This is a genomic window from Salinicola endophyticus, assembly GCF_003206575.1.
Classification (GTDB): Bacteria; Pseudomonadota; Gammaproteobacteria; order Pseudomonadales; family Halomonadaceae; genus Salinicola; species Salinicola endophyticus.
In genome coordinates this window covers 320,945-339,761 of record NZ_PZJO01000002.1, presented here as the reverse complement: position 1 = coordinate 339,761, position 18,817 = coordinate 320,945, and the positions used below count along the sequence as shown (strand labels likewise).

Annotated in this window: 16 protein-coding genes and 2 tRNA genes; 11 read left to right on the top strand and 7 right to left on the bottom strand. The window is 64.8% G+C overall.

Features of this window, described 5'->3' with window-relative positions; translation table 11 throughout:
• Nucleotides 1–221 precede the first annotated feature (221 nt).
• Nucleotides 222–1,601 (top strand): class II fumarate hydratase, encoded by a 1,380-nt coding sequence (locus DOM66_RS04220; protein WP_110689329.1) that lies wholly within the window; start codon nt 222–224, stop codon nt 1,599–1,601.
• A gap of 87 nt (nt 1,602–1,688) precedes the next feature.
• Here DOM66_RS04220 and DOM66_RS04215 read toward each other — a convergent pair whose 3' ends face one another.
• The 3 genes from DOM66_RS04215 to DOM66_RS04205 form a co-directional block, all read right to left on the bottom strand.
• On the bottom strand, nt 1,689–2,762 hold the full coding sequence (locus tag DOM66_RS04215) for an endonuclease/exonuclease/phosphatase family protein (RefSeq protein WP_110677424.1): 1,074 nt from the start codon (nt 2,760–2,762) through the stop codon (nt 1,689–1,691).
• Between the two features lie 116 nt (nt 2,763–2,878).
• Nucleotides 2,879–4,411 carry a glycerol-3-phosphate dehydrogenase gene (gene glpD / locus DOM66_RS04210; RefSeq protein ID WP_110689328.1) on the bottom strand — a complete coding sequence of 511 codons (1,533 nt, stop codon included), beginning with the start codon at nt 4,409–4,411 and terminating at the stop codon, nt 2,879–2,881.
• 321 nt (nt 4,412–4,732) lie between these two features.
• Nucleotides 4,733–5,524 (bottom strand): DeoR/GlpR family transcriptional regulator, encoded by a 792-nt coding sequence (locus DOM66_RS04205; RefSeq protein WP_110677428.1) that lies wholly within the window; start codon nt 5,522–5,524, stop codon nt 4,733–4,735.
• 325 nt (nt 5,525–5,849) lie between these two features.
• Here DOM66_RS04205 and glpK point away from each other — a divergent pair, with 325 nt between their 5' ends.
• The 10 genes from glpK to DOM66_RS04155 all read left to right on the top strand — a co-directional run bounded on the left by glpK (nt 5,850) and on the right by DOM66_RS04155 (nt 15,433).
• The gene (gene glpK / locus DOM66_RS04200) at nt 5,850–7,358 is read left to right on the top strand and encodes a glycerol kinase GlpK (protein ID WP_110689327.1); all 1,509 of its coding nucleotides are present in this window, start codon (nt 5,850–5,852) and stop codon (nt 7,356–7,358) included.
• Nucleotides 7,359–7,560: 202 nt separating this feature from the next.
• Nucleotides 7,561–7,637: transfer RNA gene (locus tag DOM66_RS04195), tRNA-Val, on the top strand.
• Between the two features lie 25 nt (nt 7,638–7,662).
• Nucleotides 7,663–7,739, top strand: a tRNA-Val gene (locus tag DOM66_RS04190).
• A gap of 414 nt (nt 7,740–8,153) precedes the next feature.
• A complete protein-coding gene (locus tag DOM66_RS04185) occupies nt 8,154–9,251 on the top strand; it encodes an ABC transporter ATP-binding protein (protein ID WP_110689326.1) in 1,098 nt (365 codons plus the stop codon).
• A 10-nt stretch (nt 9,252–9,261) separates the two neighbouring features.
• Nucleotides 9,262–10,374 (top strand): ABC transporter ATP-binding protein, encoded by a 1,113-nt coding sequence (locus DOM66_RS04180; RefSeq protein WP_110689325.1) that lies wholly within the window; start codon nt 9,262–9,264, stop codon nt 10,372–10,374.
• Nucleotides 10,361–11,224, top strand: a complete 864-nt coding sequence (locus DOM66_RS04175; protein WP_110677434.1) for a carbohydrate ABC transporter permease — start codon at nt 10,361–10,363, stop codon at nt 11,222–11,224. The genes DOM66_RS04180 and DOM66_RS04175 overlap by 14 nt, the downstream gene beginning before the upstream one ends.
• 6 nt (nt 11,225–11,230) lie before the next feature.
• Nucleotides 11,231–12,031, top strand: coding sequence for a carbohydrate ABC transporter permease (locus DOM66_RS04170; RefSeq protein ID WP_035471598.1), 801 nt, complete (start codon nt 11,231–11,233; stop codon nt 12,029–12,031).
• A gap of 236 nt (nt 12,032–12,267) precedes the next feature.
• Nucleotides 12,268–12,540 carry a DUF2160 domain-containing protein gene (locus DOM66_RS04165; RefSeq protein ID WP_110677435.1) on the top strand — a complete coding sequence of 91 codons (273 nt, stop codon included), beginning with the start codon at nt 12,268–12,270 and terminating at the stop codon, nt 12,538–12,540.
• A 114-nt stretch (nt 12,541–12,654) separates the two neighbouring features.
• On the top strand, nt 12,655–14,388 hold the full coding sequence (locus tag DOM66_RS04160; RefSeq protein WP_110677436.1) for an ABC transporter substrate-binding protein: 1,734 nt from the start codon (nt 12,655–12,657) through the stop codon (nt 14,386–14,388).
• A 205-nt stretch (nt 14,389–14,593) separates the two neighbouring features.
• Entirely contained in the window at nt 14,594–15,433 is an 840-nt protein-coding gene (locus DOM66_RS04155; protein ID WP_110677440.1) for an HDOD domain-containing protein, read from the top strand.
• 42 nt (nt 15,434–15,475) lie between these two features.
• Here the strand turns inward: DOM66_RS04155 and DOM66_RS04150 are convergent, their stop codons facing one another.
• From DOM66_RS04150 to DOM66_RS04135, 4 genes are all read right to left on the bottom strand, one after another.
• On the bottom strand, nt 15,476–15,949 hold the full coding sequence (locus DOM66_RS04150; protein ID WP_110677444.1) for a GAF domain-containing protein: 474 nt from the start codon (nt 15,947–15,949) through the stop codon (nt 15,476–15,478).
• A 108-nt stretch (nt 15,950–16,057) separates the two neighbouring features.
• The gene (locus DOM66_RS04145; protein WP_110689324.1) at nt 16,058–16,858 is read right to left on the bottom strand and encodes a MetQ/NlpA family ABC transporter substrate-binding protein; all 801 of its coding nucleotides are present in this window, start codon (nt 16,856–16,858) and stop codon (nt 16,058–16,060) included.
• Nucleotides 16,859–17,027: 169 nt separating this feature from the next.
• Nucleotides 17,028–17,681, bottom strand: coding sequence for a methionine ABC transporter permease (locus tag DOM66_RS04140; RefSeq protein ID WP_110689323.1), 654 nt, complete (start codon nt 17,679–17,681; stop codon nt 17,028–17,030).
• On the bottom strand, nt 17,662–18,705 hold the full coding sequence (locus tag DOM66_RS04135) for a methionine ABC transporter ATP-binding protein (RefSeq protein ID WP_110689322.1): 1,044 nt from the start codon (nt 18,703–18,705) through the stop codon (nt 17,662–17,664). The genes DOM66_RS04140 and DOM66_RS04135 overlap by 20 nt, the downstream gene beginning before the upstream one ends.
• Nucleotides 18,706–18,817 lie beyond the last annotated feature (112 nt).

The following is an 18,817-nucleotide window of genomic DNA, read 5'->3' as shown; positions in this document are numbered from 1 at the left end:
CCGCCCGCGCCCTCTCGGCGCGGGCGGTGTCGTTTCATGGGGCGCGCGCGGTCGCTCGCGGATCTCTGGCATCCGCCCTGGGGCTATGGCGGCCGTGCGGGGGCGATGGCAGAAGCAACCGGCGCAGGGCCTGCTAGTCTTGAGTGAGTCCCTTTGGCGCCGTCGCCAGGCGGCGGCGCCACATTTCACCGGCGTTCATCCGCCATCGTCAGGAGGAAGTCATGACTCAACCGCGTATCGAACGTGACAGCATGGGCGAACTCGAGGTGCCCGCCAGTGCGCGCTACGGCGCCCAGACCCAGCGCGCCGTGAACAACTTCCCGGTCAGCGGCCAGCCGTTGCCGGGTGAGTTCATTGCCGCGGTGGCGCGGATCAAGCGAGCCGCCGCCGAGGTCAACCAGGAGCTGGGGCTGCTCGACGAGGCGCGCTCACGGGCGATCATCGCCGCCGCCGACGAGATCATCGCCGGTGAGCATGTCGATCAGTTCCCGGTGGATGTGTTCCAGACCGGCTCCGGCACCTCGACCAACATGAACGTCAACGAGGTGATCTCGCATCTGGCCAGCAGCGACTCGCTCGCGGTGGGGCCCAACGATCACGTCAACATGGGGCAGTCGAGCAACGACGTGATCCCCACCGCGATCCATCTGGCCGCGGCGGTCCAGGTGCGTGAGCGACTGCTGCCGGCGCTGCACTATCTGCGCTCGAGCATCGACGACAAGGCGCAGACCCTCGACGACGTGGTCAAGACCGGGCGCACCCACCTGATGGACGCCATGCCGGTGCGGATGAGTCAGGAGCTGGGCGGCTGGTCGAGCCAGATCGGCCAGGCGATCGAGCGCTTGGAGGATGGTCTCAAGAGAGTGATGCGCCTGGCGCTGGGCGGCACCGCGGTGGGGACCGGGGTCAATGCCCATCCCGAGTTCGCCCTGCGGGTGGCGGAGCGTCTGGCCCGCGATACCCATCTCGAGTTCCGCCCCAACGACAGCTTCTTCGCCAGCCTCGCCTCCCAGGACGCGGCGGTGGAGCTCTCCGGGCATCTGCGCACCTATGCCTGCGCGGTGATGAAGATCGCCAACGACCTGCGCTGGATGAACTCGGGGCCGCTGGCGGGGCTGGGCGAGATCGAGCTGGAAGCGCTGCAGCCGGGCAGCTCGATCATGCCGGGCAAGGTCAATCCGGTGATCCCCGAATCCGCGATCCAGGTGGCGGCCCAGGTGATCGGCAACGATACCGCGATCACCGTGGCGGGCCAGAGCGGCAACTTCCAGCTCAACGTGATGCTGCCGCTGATCGCCCACAACCTGCTCGGTTCGATCCGGCTGCTGGCCAACGTCAGCCGACTGCTGGCGGACCGCGCCATCGCCACCTTCAACGTGCGCCGGGACAATATCGAGACGCCGCTCTCCAAGAATCCGATCCTGGTCACCGCGCTCAACTCGGTGATCGGCTACGATGCCGCCGCTGCCGTGGCCAAGAAGGCGTACCAGGCCAGTCGTCCGATCATCGATGTGGCCGAGGAGGAGACCGATCTCTCCCGCGAGGAGCTGGAACGCCTGCTCGACCCGGCCAAGCTGACCGAGGGCGGGATTCCCGAATAGGCGTCGGGCATACACGCAGACACCAACGCCANNTGGCGTTGGTGTCTGGATCGGCAGGGATTTAGGTGTCGGTCAAGGGGCGTCAGCTCATACTGGCGCCTCGCCGTGGCGCTCCTTGGCCTCTTCGATGGTGTCGTCGGCGTCGCGGCGCTCCTCGGCATCGGCGGCTTCCGGCTCGTTCTCGTCGGCGCGGCTGGGGTCGTGGCGCAGGGTCACCAGCATCGGGAAGTGATCCGAGCCGATCTCCTTCAGGCGGCGCATCGCCACCAGCGTGAACTGCTCGGAGACGAAGACGTGATCCAGCGGCCAGCGCAGGAACGGGTACTTGGCATGGAAGGTGCTGTACTGACCGCGGCCGCGGCGTAGATCGAGCATGCCGCTGACCTTGCAGAACAGCTTGGTGGTGCGCGACCAGGCGACATCGTTGAGGTCGCCGGCCACCAGCGTCGCATGCTTGTCACCGGCGATCGCCTCGCCCACCAGCAATAGCTCGGCATCTCGCCACAGCGACTCGTCGCTCTCCGAGGGCGCGGGCGGGCGCGGATGGAGTGCGTGCAGACGCACGCGCTGACCGCTGTCCAGGCGTACCCAGGCGTGGATCGAGGGAATGTCATCCTGGATCAGCCACTTCACCTCGACCTCTTCGAGGGCGAGACGCGAGTAGAGATGCATTCCGTAGAGGTTGTCGAGTGGGATACGTACGGCTTCGGGGTACTGCTCGCCCAGCGCCTCGTCGAGGCGGTCTCCCCACCAGCGATCGGACTCCAGCGTCAACAGCAGATCGGGTCGGTGTTGCTCGACCTGGGTGATCAGCTTGTGGGCCTGGCGGTTGGGGGTGAGCACGTTGGAGACCATGAGCGTGAGCTCGCGGTTGGCCTCTCGCTCGCGCGCCTTGACCACGGCACAGCGTGCCAGTGGGGTCCAGGGATAGATGCGTGCCCACTGGACGCAGGCGGCGATCAGACTGGCCCCGAGTCCGCACCAGTGCCACCAGGCGTGCGGCTGGCAGGCGAGCTGGAGCAGCGCCAGCGCGGTGGCGATACAGGCGAGCTGCAGCAGGGGGAAGTCGAAGCTTCTCACGCTCCAGTGCCGAATCCGCAGATAGGGCACCAGAGTCACGATCAGCACCAGGCAGCCCAGCAGCGTGAACAGGAGTTGCAAAGCGGAGGTCCTCGGAAAAGAGCGGCGGGTGCCTCCAGCGTAGCAGAGGGCAGGGATCACACCGCCGCTTTTCCAAGGCGCCGGAGACGGCGCTCGGTAGGGCTAGTCTGCCAGGCTCAGGTCGCGCCCACGGCGTCTGCAGGGCGGGCTGCCGCCAGGCGGGGGTGGGTTGCCAGATAGGCGTTCAGCGTCTCGACCTGGGCCGGCGTCAGCACCAGCCCCAGCTTGGTGCGCCGCCACAGGATGTCGTCGGCGGTGCGAGCCCACTCATGGGCGATGAGATAGTCGACCTCGGCGCGGGTCAGACCGCCACCGAACTCCTCGCCCATCTCTTCGCGGCGGGTGACGCCATCCAAGAACCGAAGACACAAGCTGCCGTAACTGGAGGCGAAGCGCTCCGCCCACGCCGCCGGCAGATACGGATAGTCGCGCTGGAGGCGGTCAGCGAACGCCTCGCGGCCGACGATGTCGCCCCCGGGCAGGGTAGCCTCGGCGGTCCAGGCCGCGCGCATCTCCGGCAGCAGCGGTTGCAGCTTGCGCAGGGCGGCCTCGGCGAGCTTGCGATAAGTGGTGATCTTGCCGCCGAAGATCGACAGCAGGGGGGCTCCGTGGGTATCCAGATCCAGGGTGTAGTCGCGGGTCATCGCCGAGGGGTTTTCCGACTCGTCGTCGCACAGCGGACGCACACCGGAGTAGGTGGCGATGACGTCGTCGCGACCGAGCTGGCGCCGGAAGTGACCATTGAGCACGTCGAGCAGATAGCCGATCTCCTCCTCGCTGATGCCGACCTGGGACGGATCGCCCTGGTAGCGGCGGTCGGTAGTGCCGATCAGACTGTAGTGCTGCTGGTAGGGCAGCACGAAGACGATGCGCCCATCCTGGTTCTGCAGGATGTAGGCGCGCTCGTCGTGGTTGAGCCGTGGCACGACCAGATGGCTGCCCTGAATCATGCGGATGCCGTAGCGCGACTGACGCTGGGCGCTGCCCTTGACGAAGGACTCCACCCACGGGCCGCTGGCGTTGACCAGCACCTTGCCGCGTACCTGATAGTGCTCGCCGGAGAGGCGGTCTTCCAGGCTCACCCGCCAGCCGCCACTCTCCTCGCTTGCCGCAGTGCAGCGCGTGCGCAGACGAATGTCGGCGCCCTTGTCCTGGGCTTGGAGCGCATTGAGCAGCACCAGGCGGGCGTCGTCCACCCAGCAGTCGGAGTACTCGAAGCCGCGTTTGATCTCCGGGACCAGCGGGTCGTCAGCCGCGAACTTGAGCGAGCGCGCATTGGGCAGGCTGTCGCGGTGACTGAGGTGGTCATAGAGAAAAAGCCCGGCGCGGATCATCCAGGCGGGGCGCAGATGCGGCTGGTGCGGCAGGATGAAGCGCATCGGCCAGACGATATGGGGGGCCTTGCGCAGCATCACTTCGCGCTCGCGCAGCGCTTCGCGCACCAGCCGAAACTCGCGGTGTTCGAGGTAGCGCAGCCCGCCATGGATCAGCTTGCTGCTGGCGGAAGACGTCGCGCTGGCCAGGTCGGCCTGCTCGCACAGCAGTACCGACAGGCCGCGGCCGGCGGCATCGTTGGCGATACCGGTGCCATTGATGCCGCCGCCCACGACGATCATGTCGTAGGTCTTGTCGTGAGCAACCGTACTCATGCCGTCTCCCCCGCGTGGTGTGAGATCCCTTTTCGGAAACGAAAATAGATCAATCAATTTCGAACATCAATAGGCAGGTACCGGTTTCGCGGTGAAAACCGGGGTTTCTGACTAGATCATTGGTCGCAGACGGGACAGCCGCGTGTGGGCAGGGCGTTGGATGCCGAGGGGGATGGAGCGAGGCGGATCGAGAAGGGTGGCAGCGTGGCGTCTAGTGAGATGACGCTCGGCAGCAGCCGTGTCCTGGGGTGGTGTCAGAGCGCGGCGGCGCCACGGCCGCGCTGCGATTCGGGGCAGGGAGAGGCTGGCGCCGGCGCGGGTTCAGGCTGACGCCGGTTGGTCCGCTGCCGGGTCGTCGGCCACATGCAGCTCGACGCCGTGCTCATGCATCAGGCGGACCAGGGTGTCCGGTGGTTGGCGATCGGTGAAGAAGGCGTCGACCTGACTCAGGTTGCCCTGGCGTACCACGGCGTTGCGCTGGAACTTGGAGTGGTCGGCAGCCAGGTAGACCTGGCGCGAATTGCGGATGATCGCCTGGGCCACGCGCACTTCCTGATAGTCGAACTCCAGCAGCGAGCCGTCACGGTCGATGCCGCTGATGCCGATGATGCCGTAATCGACCTTGAACTGATTGATGAAGTCGATCGTCGCCTCACCGATGATGCCACCATCGCGGGAGCGTACCTGGCCGCCGGCGACGATGACGTTGAAGTCGGTCTTGTGCTGCAGGATGGCGGCGACGTTGAGATTGTTGGTGATCACCTCGAGCCCGCTGTGCTGGCACAGCGCCTCGGCAATGAATTCGTTGCTGGTACCGATGTTGATGAACAGCGACGCCGAGTCGGGGATCTGGGTGACCAGCAGCTCGGCAATGCGCCGCTTGGCCTCGAGATTGAGCGTCTTGCGCGTGTGGTAAGCGGTGTTGACGGTGCTCGACTCCAGCCCGGCGCCCCCGTGGACGCGACGCACCGCGCCCTCTTCGGCGAGCTGGTTGAGGTCCCGACGAATGGTCTGCGGGGTGACGTTGAACTCCGTCGCCAGCTGCTCGATGGCAGCGTAGCCCTGGCGCTTGACCAGGGCGATGATGGCGTCGTGGCGGTCCTGCTGGGTCATGTTGGGTCCTGATGCGGCTGGCGACACGGTGACAACGCCGCCGCCGTGCCGACATGACGCGAGCGGGGGATGGCGCTGTCCTGCCATGGCCGGCGATCTGCGCGGCCAATGTTGTGATTCGAATATTATCAGAAGGTGCCCTCCCCGCAGCCACAAAAGGGGGCCAAGACGTCCCCTTTAGAGGCCCAAGGCGCTAGACCATGGTCTAAGTGTTGGAAAGCGAATTTATATTGTTGCCAAGCGAAAATGAAAATACGGTTGGGGCCCATGTCAATTACCCCGGCGGGCGAGTCTGTCGCGAGCCGAAGAGGCAAGGAGTGAAGCGATGGCTGCCTATATTCTCTCGATCGATCAAGGGACCACCAGCTCCCGAGCCATCCTGTTCGACCGCCAGGGGCAGGTCGCTGCGGTCGCTCAGGAAACGTTCGCTCAGCACTTTCCGCACGGCGGTTGGGTCGAGCATGCCAGTGAGGATATCTGGTCGACGGTACTCAGCACCTGCCGTCAGGTCATCGACAAGCAAGGCGTCAGTGCTGCGGATGTTGCCGGTATCGGCATCACCAATCAGCGCGAGACCACGCTGGTGTGGGACCGCAACACCGGCGAAACCCTCTATAACGCCATCGTGTGGCAGGACCGTCGCACCAGCGACTACTGTCGTGAACTGATGCAGCAGGATCATGAGGCGTTCATCCAGGCGCGCACGGGGCTGCTCATCGACCCCTACTTTTCTGCCACCAAGCTGCGCTGGGTACTGGAAAACGTCGAGGGTGCGCGCCAGCGTGCCGAGCGTGGTGAACTCGCCTTCGGTACTGTCGACAGCTTTCTGCTGTGGCGCCTGACCGGCGGCAAGGTGCATGCCACCGATGCCACCAACGCCTGCCGCACCTGCCTGTTCAACATCCATACCCAGCAGTGGGACGAGGAGCTGCTCGCGCTGTTCGAGATTCCCGCCTCACTGATGCCGGAGGTGATGGACTCCAGCGCCCCCTTCGGCACAACCGAGGCGGCGCTGCTCGGTGGCGAGATCCCCGTCGCCGGCATCGCCGGGGATCAGCAGGCTGCGCTGGTCGGTCAGACCGGGTTCACGCCGGGCATGTGCAAGAGCACCTACGGCACCGGCTGCTTCATGATCATGAACACCGGTGCCGAGCCGGCGATCTCACACAACCGACTGCTGACCACGGTGGCCTACCGCCTCCATGGCAAGCCGACCTATGCCATGGAGGGCAGTATCTTCGTCGCCGGGGCGACGGTGCAGTGGCTGCGCGATGGACTCAAGCTGTTCGAGGCGGCCGCCGACACCGAGGCGCTGGCGGAGCAGACCCGGCTCGGCCATGGGGTCTATCTGGTGCCGGCCTTCACCGGCCTCGGCGCGCCGCACTGGGACCCCCAGGCGCGCGGGGCGATCTTCGGCCTGACCCGGGATACCGACATCGGCGAGATCGTGGCGGCGGGGCTGCAGGCGGTGTGCTATCAGACTCGCGATCTGCAGCGCTGCATGGATGACGACATCGGCACGCCCATCGAGCGTCTGCGAGTGGATGGCGGCATGGTCTGCAACAGCTGGGTGATGCAGTTCCTGGCCGATATGCTGGGGGTGCCGGTGGATCGGCCGACGATTCTCGAGACCACTGCGCTGGGTGCGGCGTATCTGGCCGGGCTGCAGATCGGCTGGTACGCCGATCTCGACGAGATCAGCCGGCTGTGGGCGTGCGAGCGCACCTTCGAGCCGCGGATGGCAGAAGCGCCGCGGCAGACGCTCTACGCCGGCTGGCTCGATGCGATTGCCCGGGTCATGCACCATGACGAGACGGCCGTCGCCGCGGGTTGAGTGCCCGACGCGGCTAGCATCTGCTTACCGTGGGTGATTAAAGTCAGGGCAGACAACGGCTTGGCGAATTTTTTTATACGTAGAGGGTTGCAATCTTCAGCGGCATGGGTAGAATTCGCTTCCGTTGTCACGGCGAGGCAGGCCGGATAACCAAGGTGCAAAGGCAGCAAAAGCCTGTCGATGACACCACAGCGACAGCAGCAGGACCGTAGCTCAGTTGGTTAGAGCGCCACGTTGACATCGTGGAGGTCAGCGGTTCAAATCCGCTCGGTCCTACCAGTCGCCTTGCACTGCCACCGTTTGCAGGACCGTAGCTCAGTTGGTTAGAGCGCCACGTTGACATCGTGGAGGTCAGCGGTTCAAATCCGCTCGGTCCTACCATCTCGAAACCCCAGGCCCTTGGCCTGGGGTTTTGCGTTTGTGTCGTCTCACTCTTTCCCGCCATGCTTTTTCTTCCCCTTGGCGCTTTTCCTTCATTCTGTCCCTCTGCACGTCTCTTTCCCTCGCCTTTCTCCCGCTCCCGGCGCCATAAAACACGGATCCGTTGCACCATTCATGTCATTTTTCGAAAAGCAAAGGCTTTCGAAAGCCAACAGATATAACGACTTTAGTCGTAATAAAAGGGCGGTTTTCCTATCGTCCAATAGTCGCTGATACTAAGGTTCAATGATCTTTAATTCCTTATTAATCAAAAGCTAAGAAATTGCTTGGCAGGACCGCCTGGCGCGCCCTATGGCTTTTTCGAATGGCTGTTTTACGATGCTCGGAAAAGAAAACAAAGGGGTTTCCCGGCCGATGTCATTACAACTCGAAAACGTGACGTTGAAGGTACGTGGCGAGACTTATATCGACGAGGCCAATCTGCAGCTCGACGGCGGCTCGTTCAACGTTCTGCTCGGTCATACGCTGGCTGGCAAGACCACGCTGATGCGGCTGATGGCGGGGCTGGACACGCCCACCCGCGGACGCGTGTGGCTGGGCGGCCGTGACATGACCGATGTGCCGGTGCGGCAGCGCAACGTCTCGATGGTGTATCAGCAGTTCATAAACTATCCCACCCTGAACGTCTTCGACAATATCGCCTCGCCGCTCAAGCAAGCCAAGGTGGCGCGGGCCGAGATCCAGCGCCGGGTCGAGGAGACCGCCCACATGCTGGGCATCGACCATTTGCTCGGACGCTATCCGCAGGCGCTCTCCGGCGGCCAGCAGCAGCGCACGGCCATGGCGCGGGCGCTGGTCAAAGACGCGGACCTCGTGCTGTTCGACGAACCGCTGGTCAATCTCGACTACAAGCTGCGCGAGTCGCTGCGGGTGGAGATGCGCAAGCTGTTCGCATCGCGTGACACCCTGGCGGTCTACGCCACCACCGAGCCCGCCGAGGCACTTGCCCTGGGCGGGACCACGGTGCTGCTCAAGGAGGGGCGTATCGTTCAGAGCGGCCCCAGCGAGGCGGTCTACCGTCAGCCCTGCAATCTGGAGGCGGCGAGCCTGTTCGGCGAGCCACCGATCAATCTGCTGGCGGCCGAGATCGCCGGGGGCGAGTGTCGGATCGGCCGCCAGCGACTACCGCTGCCGGCGGCCTGGCAGCGTCTGGAGGAGGGCCACTACCGTCTCGGCGTGCGGCCGCACCACGTCTCGCTCGCGCCGCTGGCCACGGGGGAGGCGCTGTGCCTGCCGGTGCAGGTGCGGGTGGCCGAGATCGGCGGTTCCGAGACCTTCCTGCACATGACTCACGACGAGATCGATCTGGTCGCGCATCTGGGCGGTATTCACGAGCTGGCGGTGGATCAGGCGCTCGAGATCCATCTGCCGTGCGCCGAGATGTTCGTGTTCGAGCCGGACGGGGAGCTGCTGCTCTCGCCGGCATCCCCCGCCACCGCGGCGCGCGCCTGAGGAGACGATCATGGCAGAGATTCGCTTGGCCCAGCTGGCGCACAGTTACCAGGACAATCCGAGTGCGGCAGAGGATTACGCCCTGCGCCGGATGGAGCACGTGTGGGAGCAGGGTGGCGCCTATGCGCTGCTGGGGCCCTCCGGATGCGGCAAAAGCACGCTGCTCAATATCATGTCCGGGCTGCTGGCGCCGTCCGAGGGCGAGGTGCTGTTCGACGGCAAGGTGGTCAATGCACTGAGCCCGCAGCAGCGCAACATCGCCCAGGTTTTTCAGTTCCCGGTGGTCTACGACACCATGACGGTGTTCGACAACCTGGCCTTCCCGCTGCGCAATCAGGGCAAGCCGAAGGCTACCGTCGAGGCGCGGGTGCGCGAGGTGGCGGCGGCGCTGGAGATCGAGCCGCTGCTGACGCGCAAGGCGCGCAATCTCACCGCGGATGAGAAGCAGAAGGTGTCGATGGGGCGCGGTCTGGTGCGTGACGACGTCGCCGCCATCCTGTTCGACGAGCCGCTCACGGTGATCGACCCTCAGCTCAAGTGGCGCCTGCGCCGCAAGCTCAAGGAGATCCACCAGCGCTTCAACGTGACCATGGTCTATGTCACCCATGATCAGCTCGAGGCGGCCACTTTCGCCGACAAGATCGCGGTGATGTACGGCGGTCAGATCGTGCAGTTCGGCACGCCGCGGGAGCTGTTCGAGATGCCGCGCCACACCTTCGTCGGCTACTTCATCGGCAGCCCCGGGATGAACCTGCTCGACCTCGAGATCGTGGCCGGGCGCGCCCACTGTCACGGCAACGAGCTGGCGCTACCCGAGGCGTGGCACGCGCGCCTCGCGGCGCAGGAGAACGCGCGGTTGCAGTTGGGCATCCGTCCGGAGTTCGTCGAGTTGGTGCCGGCCGATTCGGCGACCCTGACCGGGCGGATCGATCTGATCCAGGATCAGGGGTCGTTCAAGATCGTCGATGTGGCACTCACGGCGGACCCGAGCCAGCTCATCAAGGTGCGGGTGGACGAGTACAAAAGCCTCGGTGAGGAGACGGTGGGACTGCACCTGCCCGAGGCGTGGATGCGCTTCTACGCCAACGACCTGCTGCTGGAGATGTCCGATGAAGCCGTATAACAACAAGGCGTGGTGGCTGGTACTGCCGGTCTTCGTGCTGGTCGCCTTCAGCGCCATCATCCCGATGATGACCGTGGTCAACTACTCGGTGCAGGACATCTTCGACCCGAGTACGCGCTACTTCGTCGGCACCGAGTGGTATCGCGAGATTCTCAGCGACCCGCGGCTGCACGACTCCCTGGTGCGCCAGTTCATCTACTCCTTCTGCGTGCTGGCGATCGAGATCCCGCTGGGCATCATCGTGGCGCTGTCGATGCCGCGGCGTGGCCTGGGCGTCCCGGTCAGCCTGATTCTGCTGGCGCTGCCGCTGCTGGTGCCGTGGAACGTGGTGGGCACGATCTGGCAGATCATCGGGCGCGAGGACATCGGTCTCTACGGCTCGCTGCTCAACGGTCTGGGGGTCGACTACAACTATGCCTCCAGCCCGCGGGATGCCTGGATCACGGTGCTGATCATGGATGTCTGGCACTGGACGTCGCTGGTGGCACTGCTGTGCTACTCGGGGCTGCGCTCGATCCCCGATGTCTACTATCAGGCGGCGCGCATCGATCGCGCCTCCTCCTGGGCGGTGTTCCGCTACATCCAGCTACCCAAGCTCAAGAACGTGCTGCTGATCGCGGTGATGCTGCGCTTCATGGACAGTTTCATGATCTACACCGAGCCCTTCGTGCTCACCGGTGGTGGGCCGGGCACGGCGACCACCTTCCTGAGCCAGACCCTGACCCAGATGGCGCTGGGGCAGTTCGACCTGGGCCGGGCCGCAGCGTTCTCGCTGATCTACTTCCTGATCATCCTGCTGGTGACCTGGGTGTTCTATACCGCCATGACCCACAACGACGACAAGGGGTGAGACGCCATGCACGTGCGCAAGAGTCTGGTGATGTTGCTCTATCTGGTGTTCATCCTGGTGCCGATCTACTGGCTGATCAACATGTCGCTGAAGTCGAACCAGGAGATCCTGGGCGGGCTGACACTGTGGCCGGTGGCGCCGACGCTGGACAATTATCGTGTCATCTTCACCGAGCCGAGCTGGTACACCAGCTATCTCAACTCGCTCACCTATGTCTCGATGAACATGGCGATCTCGCTGCTGGTGGCGCTGCCGGCGGCCTATGCTTTCTCGCGCTATCGTTTCCTCGGCGACAAGCACATGTTCTTCTGGCTGCTGACCAACCGCATGGCGCCGCCGGCGGTGTTCCTGCTGCCGTTCTTCCAGCTCTACTCTGCGGTAGGGCTGTTCGATACCCCGATTGCGGTGGCGCTGGCTCACTGCCTGTTCAACGTGCCGCTGGCGGTGTGGATTCTCGAGGGCTTCATGTCCGGGGTGCCCAAGGAGATCGACGAGACCGCCTATATCGACGGTTACAGCTTCCCGCGCTTCTTCGTGTTCATCTTCATTCCGATGATCCGTCCGGGGATCGGTGTGACGGCGTTCTTCTGCTTCATGTTCTCGTGGGTCGAGCTGCTGCTGGCACGCACCCTGACCTCGGTCGATGCCAAGCCGATCGTGGCGCAGATGACCCGTACGGTCTCCGCCTCCGGGATCGACTGGGGCGTACTGGCGGCGGCCGGGGTGGTGGCGCTGCTGCCGGGTATCGCGGTGATCTACTTCGTGCGCAACCACGTCGCCAAGGGCTTCGCCCTGGGGCGGGTGTGAGTCATGGCAATCGATTCGAGCCTTCGTCCTAGGCACTGTCTGAAAAGTACTGCGCTCGCCCATGCGGCGTTAAAAATCGGCTCAAAATGCTCATTTACAACCCGTAAACTCCGCGTTTTCGCCGATTTTTGCCTTGCCTGGCCTGCGCTCGTCGACTTTCAGACAGCACCTAGGTGCTATATGAAAAATTGACGAGCGAAGGCAGTTTTAGTGCAAAACCTATGGGGGAAACGCTGATGAGCTGGATGGCCTGGACGCTGCCGACGGCGTCGTTCTTCGTGATCATCGCGCTGATGCTGGTGGGGATGTCGATCTGGCAGACGGTGTCACCGGGGCACCAACGCAAGGGGTTCCTGCCGATCTCCACCACCCGCGGTGATCGCCTGTTCATCGGCCTGCTGATCGCCGCTTATGCCCATCTGCTGGCACTGGCGCTGACCGGCTGGCCGCTGTGGATCGTCACGCTGGTATGCGTGGCGGGTTTGATCGCACTGCTGAAATGGGGGTGAAACACCGCAAAACCGAGCTGGATGTCATGGAGCACACGCTGACGGAGTCCTCGCGCGGCAGCGCGTCGCCGCCTCCGCCAGGGCGCAGAACCACACAATAACCGAGGTAACGCTATGTTCAGACAAGCCCACGCCAGCTATCGGCCGCTCACGCTCGGCCTGCTGAGCCTGATACTCGCCAGCGGTGCGGCCCAGGCCGACCAATACCAGGATGCGGCCAAGCGCTGGCTGCAGGATGAATTCACCCCCTCGACCCTGAGTCCCGAGCAGCAGATGGCGGAGCTGCAGTGGTTCATCGATGCGGCCAAGCCGTTCCGCGGCATGCAGATCAACGTGGTGTCGGAGACGCTGACCACCCACAAGTATGAATCCGAGGTGCTGGCCAAGGCGTTCAGCGAGATCACAGGGATTCAACTGCATCACGATCTGCTGCAGGAAGGCGATGTGATCGAGAAGTTGCAGACCCAGATGCAGTCGGGTCGCAACATCTATGACGGCTACGTCAACGACTCGGATCTGATCGGTACCCACTCGCGCTACGGCAAGGTCGTCCCGATCTCCGACATGATCAAGGGCGATGCTGCCGCGGTGACCTCGCCGACGCTGGATCTCGACGACTTCATCGGGCTGTCGTTCACCACCGGCCCGGACGGCAAGATCTACCAGCTGCCCGACCAGCAGTTCGCCAACCTCTACTGGTTCCGCGCCGACTGGTTCGACAACCCCGACCTCAAGGCCAAGTTCAAGCAGAAGTATGGCTACGAACTCGGCGTGCCGGTCAACTGGTCGGCCTACGAGGATATCGCCAACTTCTTCACCAACGACGTCAAGGAGATCGACGGCAAGCGCGTCTACGGCCACATGGACTACGGCAAGAAGGATCCGTCGTTGGGCTGGCGCTTCACCGATGCCTGGTTCTCGATGGCCGGGGAGGGCGACAAGGGCCTGCCCAACGGCTTGCCGGTCGACGAGTGGGGCATTCGCGTCGAGCAGTGTCATCCGGTGGGGTCGAGCATGTCGCGGGGTGGCGGTACCAACAGCCCGGCGGCGGTCTTTGCCACCGAGAAGTACATCGACTGGCTGCACGCCTACGCGCCGCCGGAAGCGCAGGGCATGACCTTCTCCGAAGCCGGTCCGGTGCCGGCCCAGGGCAGCGTGGCGCAGCAGATCTTCTGGTACACCGCCTTCACCGCCGACATGACCAAGCCGGGGCTGCCGGTGGTCAACGCCGATGGCACGCCCAAGTGGCGCATGGCGCCGTCGCCGGTGGGGCCATACTGGGAGAAGGGCATGAAGAAGGGCTACCAGGACGTGGGCTCGTGGACCTTCATGAAGTCGACCCCGGAGAAGAACCGCCTGGCCGCCTGGCTCTATGCCCAGTTCGTGACCTCCAAGACGGTATCGCTGAAGAAGACGCTGGTGGGGCTGACCCCGATCCGCGAGTCCGACATCCAGTCCCAGGCGATGACCGACGCCGCCCCCAAGCTGGGTGGGCTGGTGGAGTTCTATCGTAGCCCGGCGCGGCTGGAGTGGTCGCCGACCGGGACCAACGTGCCCGACTATCCGAAGCTGGCGCAGCTGTGGTGGCAGTACATCTCGCGGGCGGTCAGCGGCGAGACCAGCGTGCAGAATGCGCTCGATGGCCTGGCCGATGCCCAGGACCGGATCATGGAGCGTCTCGAACGCGCCAATGTCCAGCCGCAGTGCGGGCCCAAGCTCAACAAGCCGCGTGATGCGCAGTACTGGCTCGACCAGCCGGGCGCGCCCAAGCCCAAGCTCGAGAACGAGAAGCCGCAGGGCAAGACCGTTCCCTACGCCGAGATGGTCAAGTCGTGGCAGGAGAGCTGAGCGCGGAAAACGGTCGCTGACGACGACCAGCAACGCTATCATGGCCCGCCCAAACCGGCGGGCTTTTTTGTGAGTTACCGCCGTCTTCCCGGGTCGGGCACCCACAGGTGCAGCCACGCGGTGAGGTTCTGCACGAAAAGTCGGCGAACGTGGGCGGGTCTCGTGGCGAGCCTTGCGTCGATGCCGGCCAAGAGGAGAGTCGTCGATGACCTATCAGCCGCTGTTCGAGCATGTTCACCGTCTGCCCAGCATCCCTGGCGTGGTGGCCGAGCTGATCGCCAGTCTCGACGACGATCGCGCCAGCATTCAGCAGATATCGGCCAATATCCGCAAGGACCCGGGGCTCAGTCTCAAGCTGCTGCGCGCGGCCAATTCGGTGCGCTATGGTGTCGGGCGCAACGTTGCCTCGATCGACGATGCGATCCTGCTGCTGGGGTTCGAGCGTGTGCGCACGCTGGTGATCGCGTCGGGGATGGTCGGTGTCATCGAGCACGTGCCGGGGCTGGATCGGCGGGCTTTCTGGAAGACCTCGTTCATGGTCGCCAATCTGGCCCGTGCGATCGTGCGCCATAGTCGGATCGGGGGGCTCTCACCGGAGACCGCCTTCACCTGCGGCATTCTGCACCACGTCGGCTCGGCGTTGATGCATATCGCCCATCCCGAGGTGATGGCGCGCATCGATACCCTGGTTGCCCAGGGCGCGCCGCGCAGCGAGCTGGAGTCGAGCCAGTTCGGCTACACCTTCAGCGAGGTGGGGGCAGAGCTGGGGCGCCGCTGGCGTTTTCCCGAGACCATCTGCCGCGCGCTGACCTACCAGAGTGCGCCGCTGGAGGCCGAGCCGTTCTCGCCCTACGCCGCCGCGGTGCATCTCGCCATCGGCATCTATCGCGACGTCGCCAGCGGTCAGCGTGAGGAGCACGCCCTGGGCGAGATGCCGCGCGACGTGCGCCGGCCGCTCGCCCTCGATCTCCTCGCACTCTACGAAGAGAGCGTGTCGAGCCTGCGCGCCGATGACGAGCTCGAGGTGTTTCTCGGCAAGGCTTGAAGACCACAGCCGGGGCCAGCGCGAGCGCTGGCGTCCCGGCGCTCACTCTTCCAGATCGCTCGCCTCGACGAAGATCCGACACAGACTTTCGATACCGGCCTGATCCGCGGCGCTGAAGCGTGCCGCCTGGGGGCTGTCGATGTCGAGTACGCCCCACAGTCGGCCCGCGACGACGATCGGCACCACCAGCTCCGAGCGGGAGGCGGCGTCGCAGGCGATATGGTCCGGCACGGCGTGGACGTCATCGACGCGCTGGGTGGTGTGCGAACGCGCCGCGGCACCGCACACCCCGCGGCTGAAGGGGATCGGGTTGCACGCCGGTTGGCCCTGGAACGGTCCCAGCACCAGGGTTTCCGGCTGGCGCTGCAGGTAGAAGCCAACCCAGTTGAGCGCGTCGAGCGCCTGCATCAGGAAGGCGCTGGTCTGGGCGGCATTGGTGAGCCAGTCGCGGGTATCGAGCAGGGCGTGTAGCTGGCGTGCCAGGCTGGCGTAGTCGGTATCGGTTCGAGCGGACATGCAAACAGGCGCTCCTGGGTGTGAGTGAAGGCGTGGGCGGGCCTGAGGCGGCGCCGCAACGAAAGAACCAGCGCCGGGGCGCTGGTTCTCAGATGGCGTTCGCGGGGGTCATTTCCAACCGGGAACGGCACCGCCCTTGAACATCGCTTCGGCTTTCTGCTCGACCGCGTCGGACTGGTAGGCCTTGACCAGCTCCTGCACCGCCTTGTCGTTCTGGTGGCCGTCACGCACCACGATCAGGTTGACGTAGGGCGACTCTGCCCCCTCCTTGATCAGCGCGTCGTCCAGCGTCAGGCCGGCCGGCTGGGTGAAAGTCGAGTTGATGAAGGCCATGTCGACGTCCGGCAGCACGCGCGGCATCTGCGCGGCCTCGATCTCCTTGAACGAGTAGTCGTGGGGGTTGTCGACGATATCGATCGGGGTGGCCTCGAGATTGCTCGGATCGTCGAGTTTGATCAGCCCCTTGTTGTGCATCAGGATCAGCGCTCGCCCTTCGTTGGTGGGGTCGTTGGGCAGGGCGATGGTGGCACCGTCGGGCAGGTCGTCGATGCTGTCGTACTTGGCCGAGTAGGCGCCGATCGGGTAGACGAAGGTCTTGCCGGCGATGGCGAAGTCGTAGCCGCGATCCTTCATCATCGCGCGCAGGTAGGGCTCGTGCTGGTAGGCGTTGGCATCGAGGCTGCCGTCGGCCAGCGCCGCATTGGGCGTGACGTAGTCGGTGAACTCGATGATCTCGACGTCGAGACCGTACTTCTCCTTGGCCACCTGCTTGGCGGTCTGCATGACATCGCTCTCCGGGCCGGCCATGGTGCCCACCTTGATGGTGTCGTCAGCCGCGTGAGCGGTACCGGTGATCAGCCCCAGGCCGAGAACGGTGGCGCCGAGTGCGCGCGTGAGTGAAATCGGCATTGACGAAACTCTCCCTGATCGATGAAGCGAATGGCGGCCGGCAGCCCGGCCGCACGTTACCAAAACAATATAACGGAATAACCGTGCTCTTGGTAATGCATTCTGGTTATGAGGGCTGGTGGTGAACGTCATCGCCCCGGTGTGCCGGGGCGACTCGCTCTCCCGGGGGTCACTTGTGGTCGCTCTTGCGCACCAGATAGTCGCCCAGGCTCTGGAACAGCTGCACCATCACTACCAGCACCACGACGGTGATCAGCATCACGGTGGGGTTGAAGCGGTTGTAGCCGTAGCGGATGCCGAGATCACCGAGGCCGCCACCGCCCACCGCGCCGGCCATGGCGGAGTAGCTCACCAGCGCGACCACGGTGATGGTGAGGCCGTTGATGATACCGCCGCGGGCTTCCGGCAGCAGTACCTTGAGGATGATCTGCAGCGGCGTGGCGCCCATCGACTGCGCCGCCTCGACCAGCCCCGGTGAAACCTCGTTGAGCGCGCCCTCCACCAGGCGGGCGACGAACGGGATAGCGGCAATGGTCAGCGGTACCGCGGCGGCGTTGGTGCCGATCGAGCTGCCCACGATCATCCGCGTGAAGGGGATGATTGCCACCAGCAGAATGATGAACGGGATCGAACGGCCGACGTTGGTGATCACCCCGAGCAGGGTGTTGATCACCGGCTGGGCCAGGATCTGGCGCGGCCGGGTGACGTAGAGCAGCACCCCCAGCGGTACGCCCAGCAGGGCGGCGATCAGGCCGGAGACCGCCACCATGTAGAGCGTCTCCAGGGTGGATTGCCAGACGAGATCAATCAGTGCGCTGGACATGACCGAGCACCTCCACATGCAGGTCGAAGGATTCGAGCGTGGCGAGCGCCTGGCGTGTCTGCTCGGCGCCGCCCATCAGTTCGGCGATCATCAGCCCCAGGGTGCGGCCCTGGATCGACTCCACCTTGGCCTGCAGGATGCTGACATCGATGCCGTGCTCGCGGGCCAGCCGCGAGATCAGCGGGGTCGAGACGCTGTCGCCTGAGAAGGTCAGGCGCACTACCGGGTGGGTGTGCGGGCCTGCCTCGGCTTCCAGTCGCTCGACCAGCGCCTGGGGCGGTTCGAGTTCGAGGAAGTCGTTGAGGAACTCGCGTCCCAGGCGGGTCGCCGGCGCGGTGAAGAAGTCCCCCACGTCGGCCTCCTCGACCAGGCGGCCGTCGGAGATCAGGCCGACCCGGTGGCAGATGCTCTTGACCACCTCCATCTCATGGGTGATCAGCAGGATCGTCAGCCCCAGCTGCTGGTTGATCTCCTGCAGCAGTGAAAGGATCGACGTGGTGGTCTGCGGGTCGAGGGCCGAGGTCGCCTCGTCGCACAGCAGCACCTTGGGCCGGCTGGCCAGGGCACGGGCGATCGCCACGCGCTGCTTCTGTCCGCCGGAGAGCTCGGCGGGGTACTGGCGCGCCTTGTCGGCCAGTCCGGTGAGCTCGAGCAGCGGCATGACCCGCTCGCGGATCGCCTCGCGCGACTCGCGCATCAGTTCCAGCGGCAGGGCCACGTTGTCGTAGACGCTGCGGTTGGTCAGCAGGTTGAAATGCTGGAAGATCATCCCGCACTGGTGGCGCGCCTGGCGCAGCTGGGCGGCATCGAGTGCGGTCAGCTCCTGGCCGTCGACGAAGACGCGCCCGGCGCTGGGGCGCTCGAGCAGGTTGACGCAGCGGATCAGCGTCGATTTGCCGGCGCCCGAGAGACCGATGACACCGTGGATGGTGCCCTTGGGCACCGTGAGGTCGATATCCTCCAGCGCCTGCACCGCGCGGCCGCCGCTGCCGTAGGTCTTGGAAACCCGTTCAAGTGTGATCATGAAACGTATCGCTACCCTGGGGGCGTGCATATAGAGGCGTAAGACGCCGTGGGGCGTGGCCCAAGGGGCCGCCCCGGCGTCGACGAGCGCGCTAGTATACTGATCAGGCCAG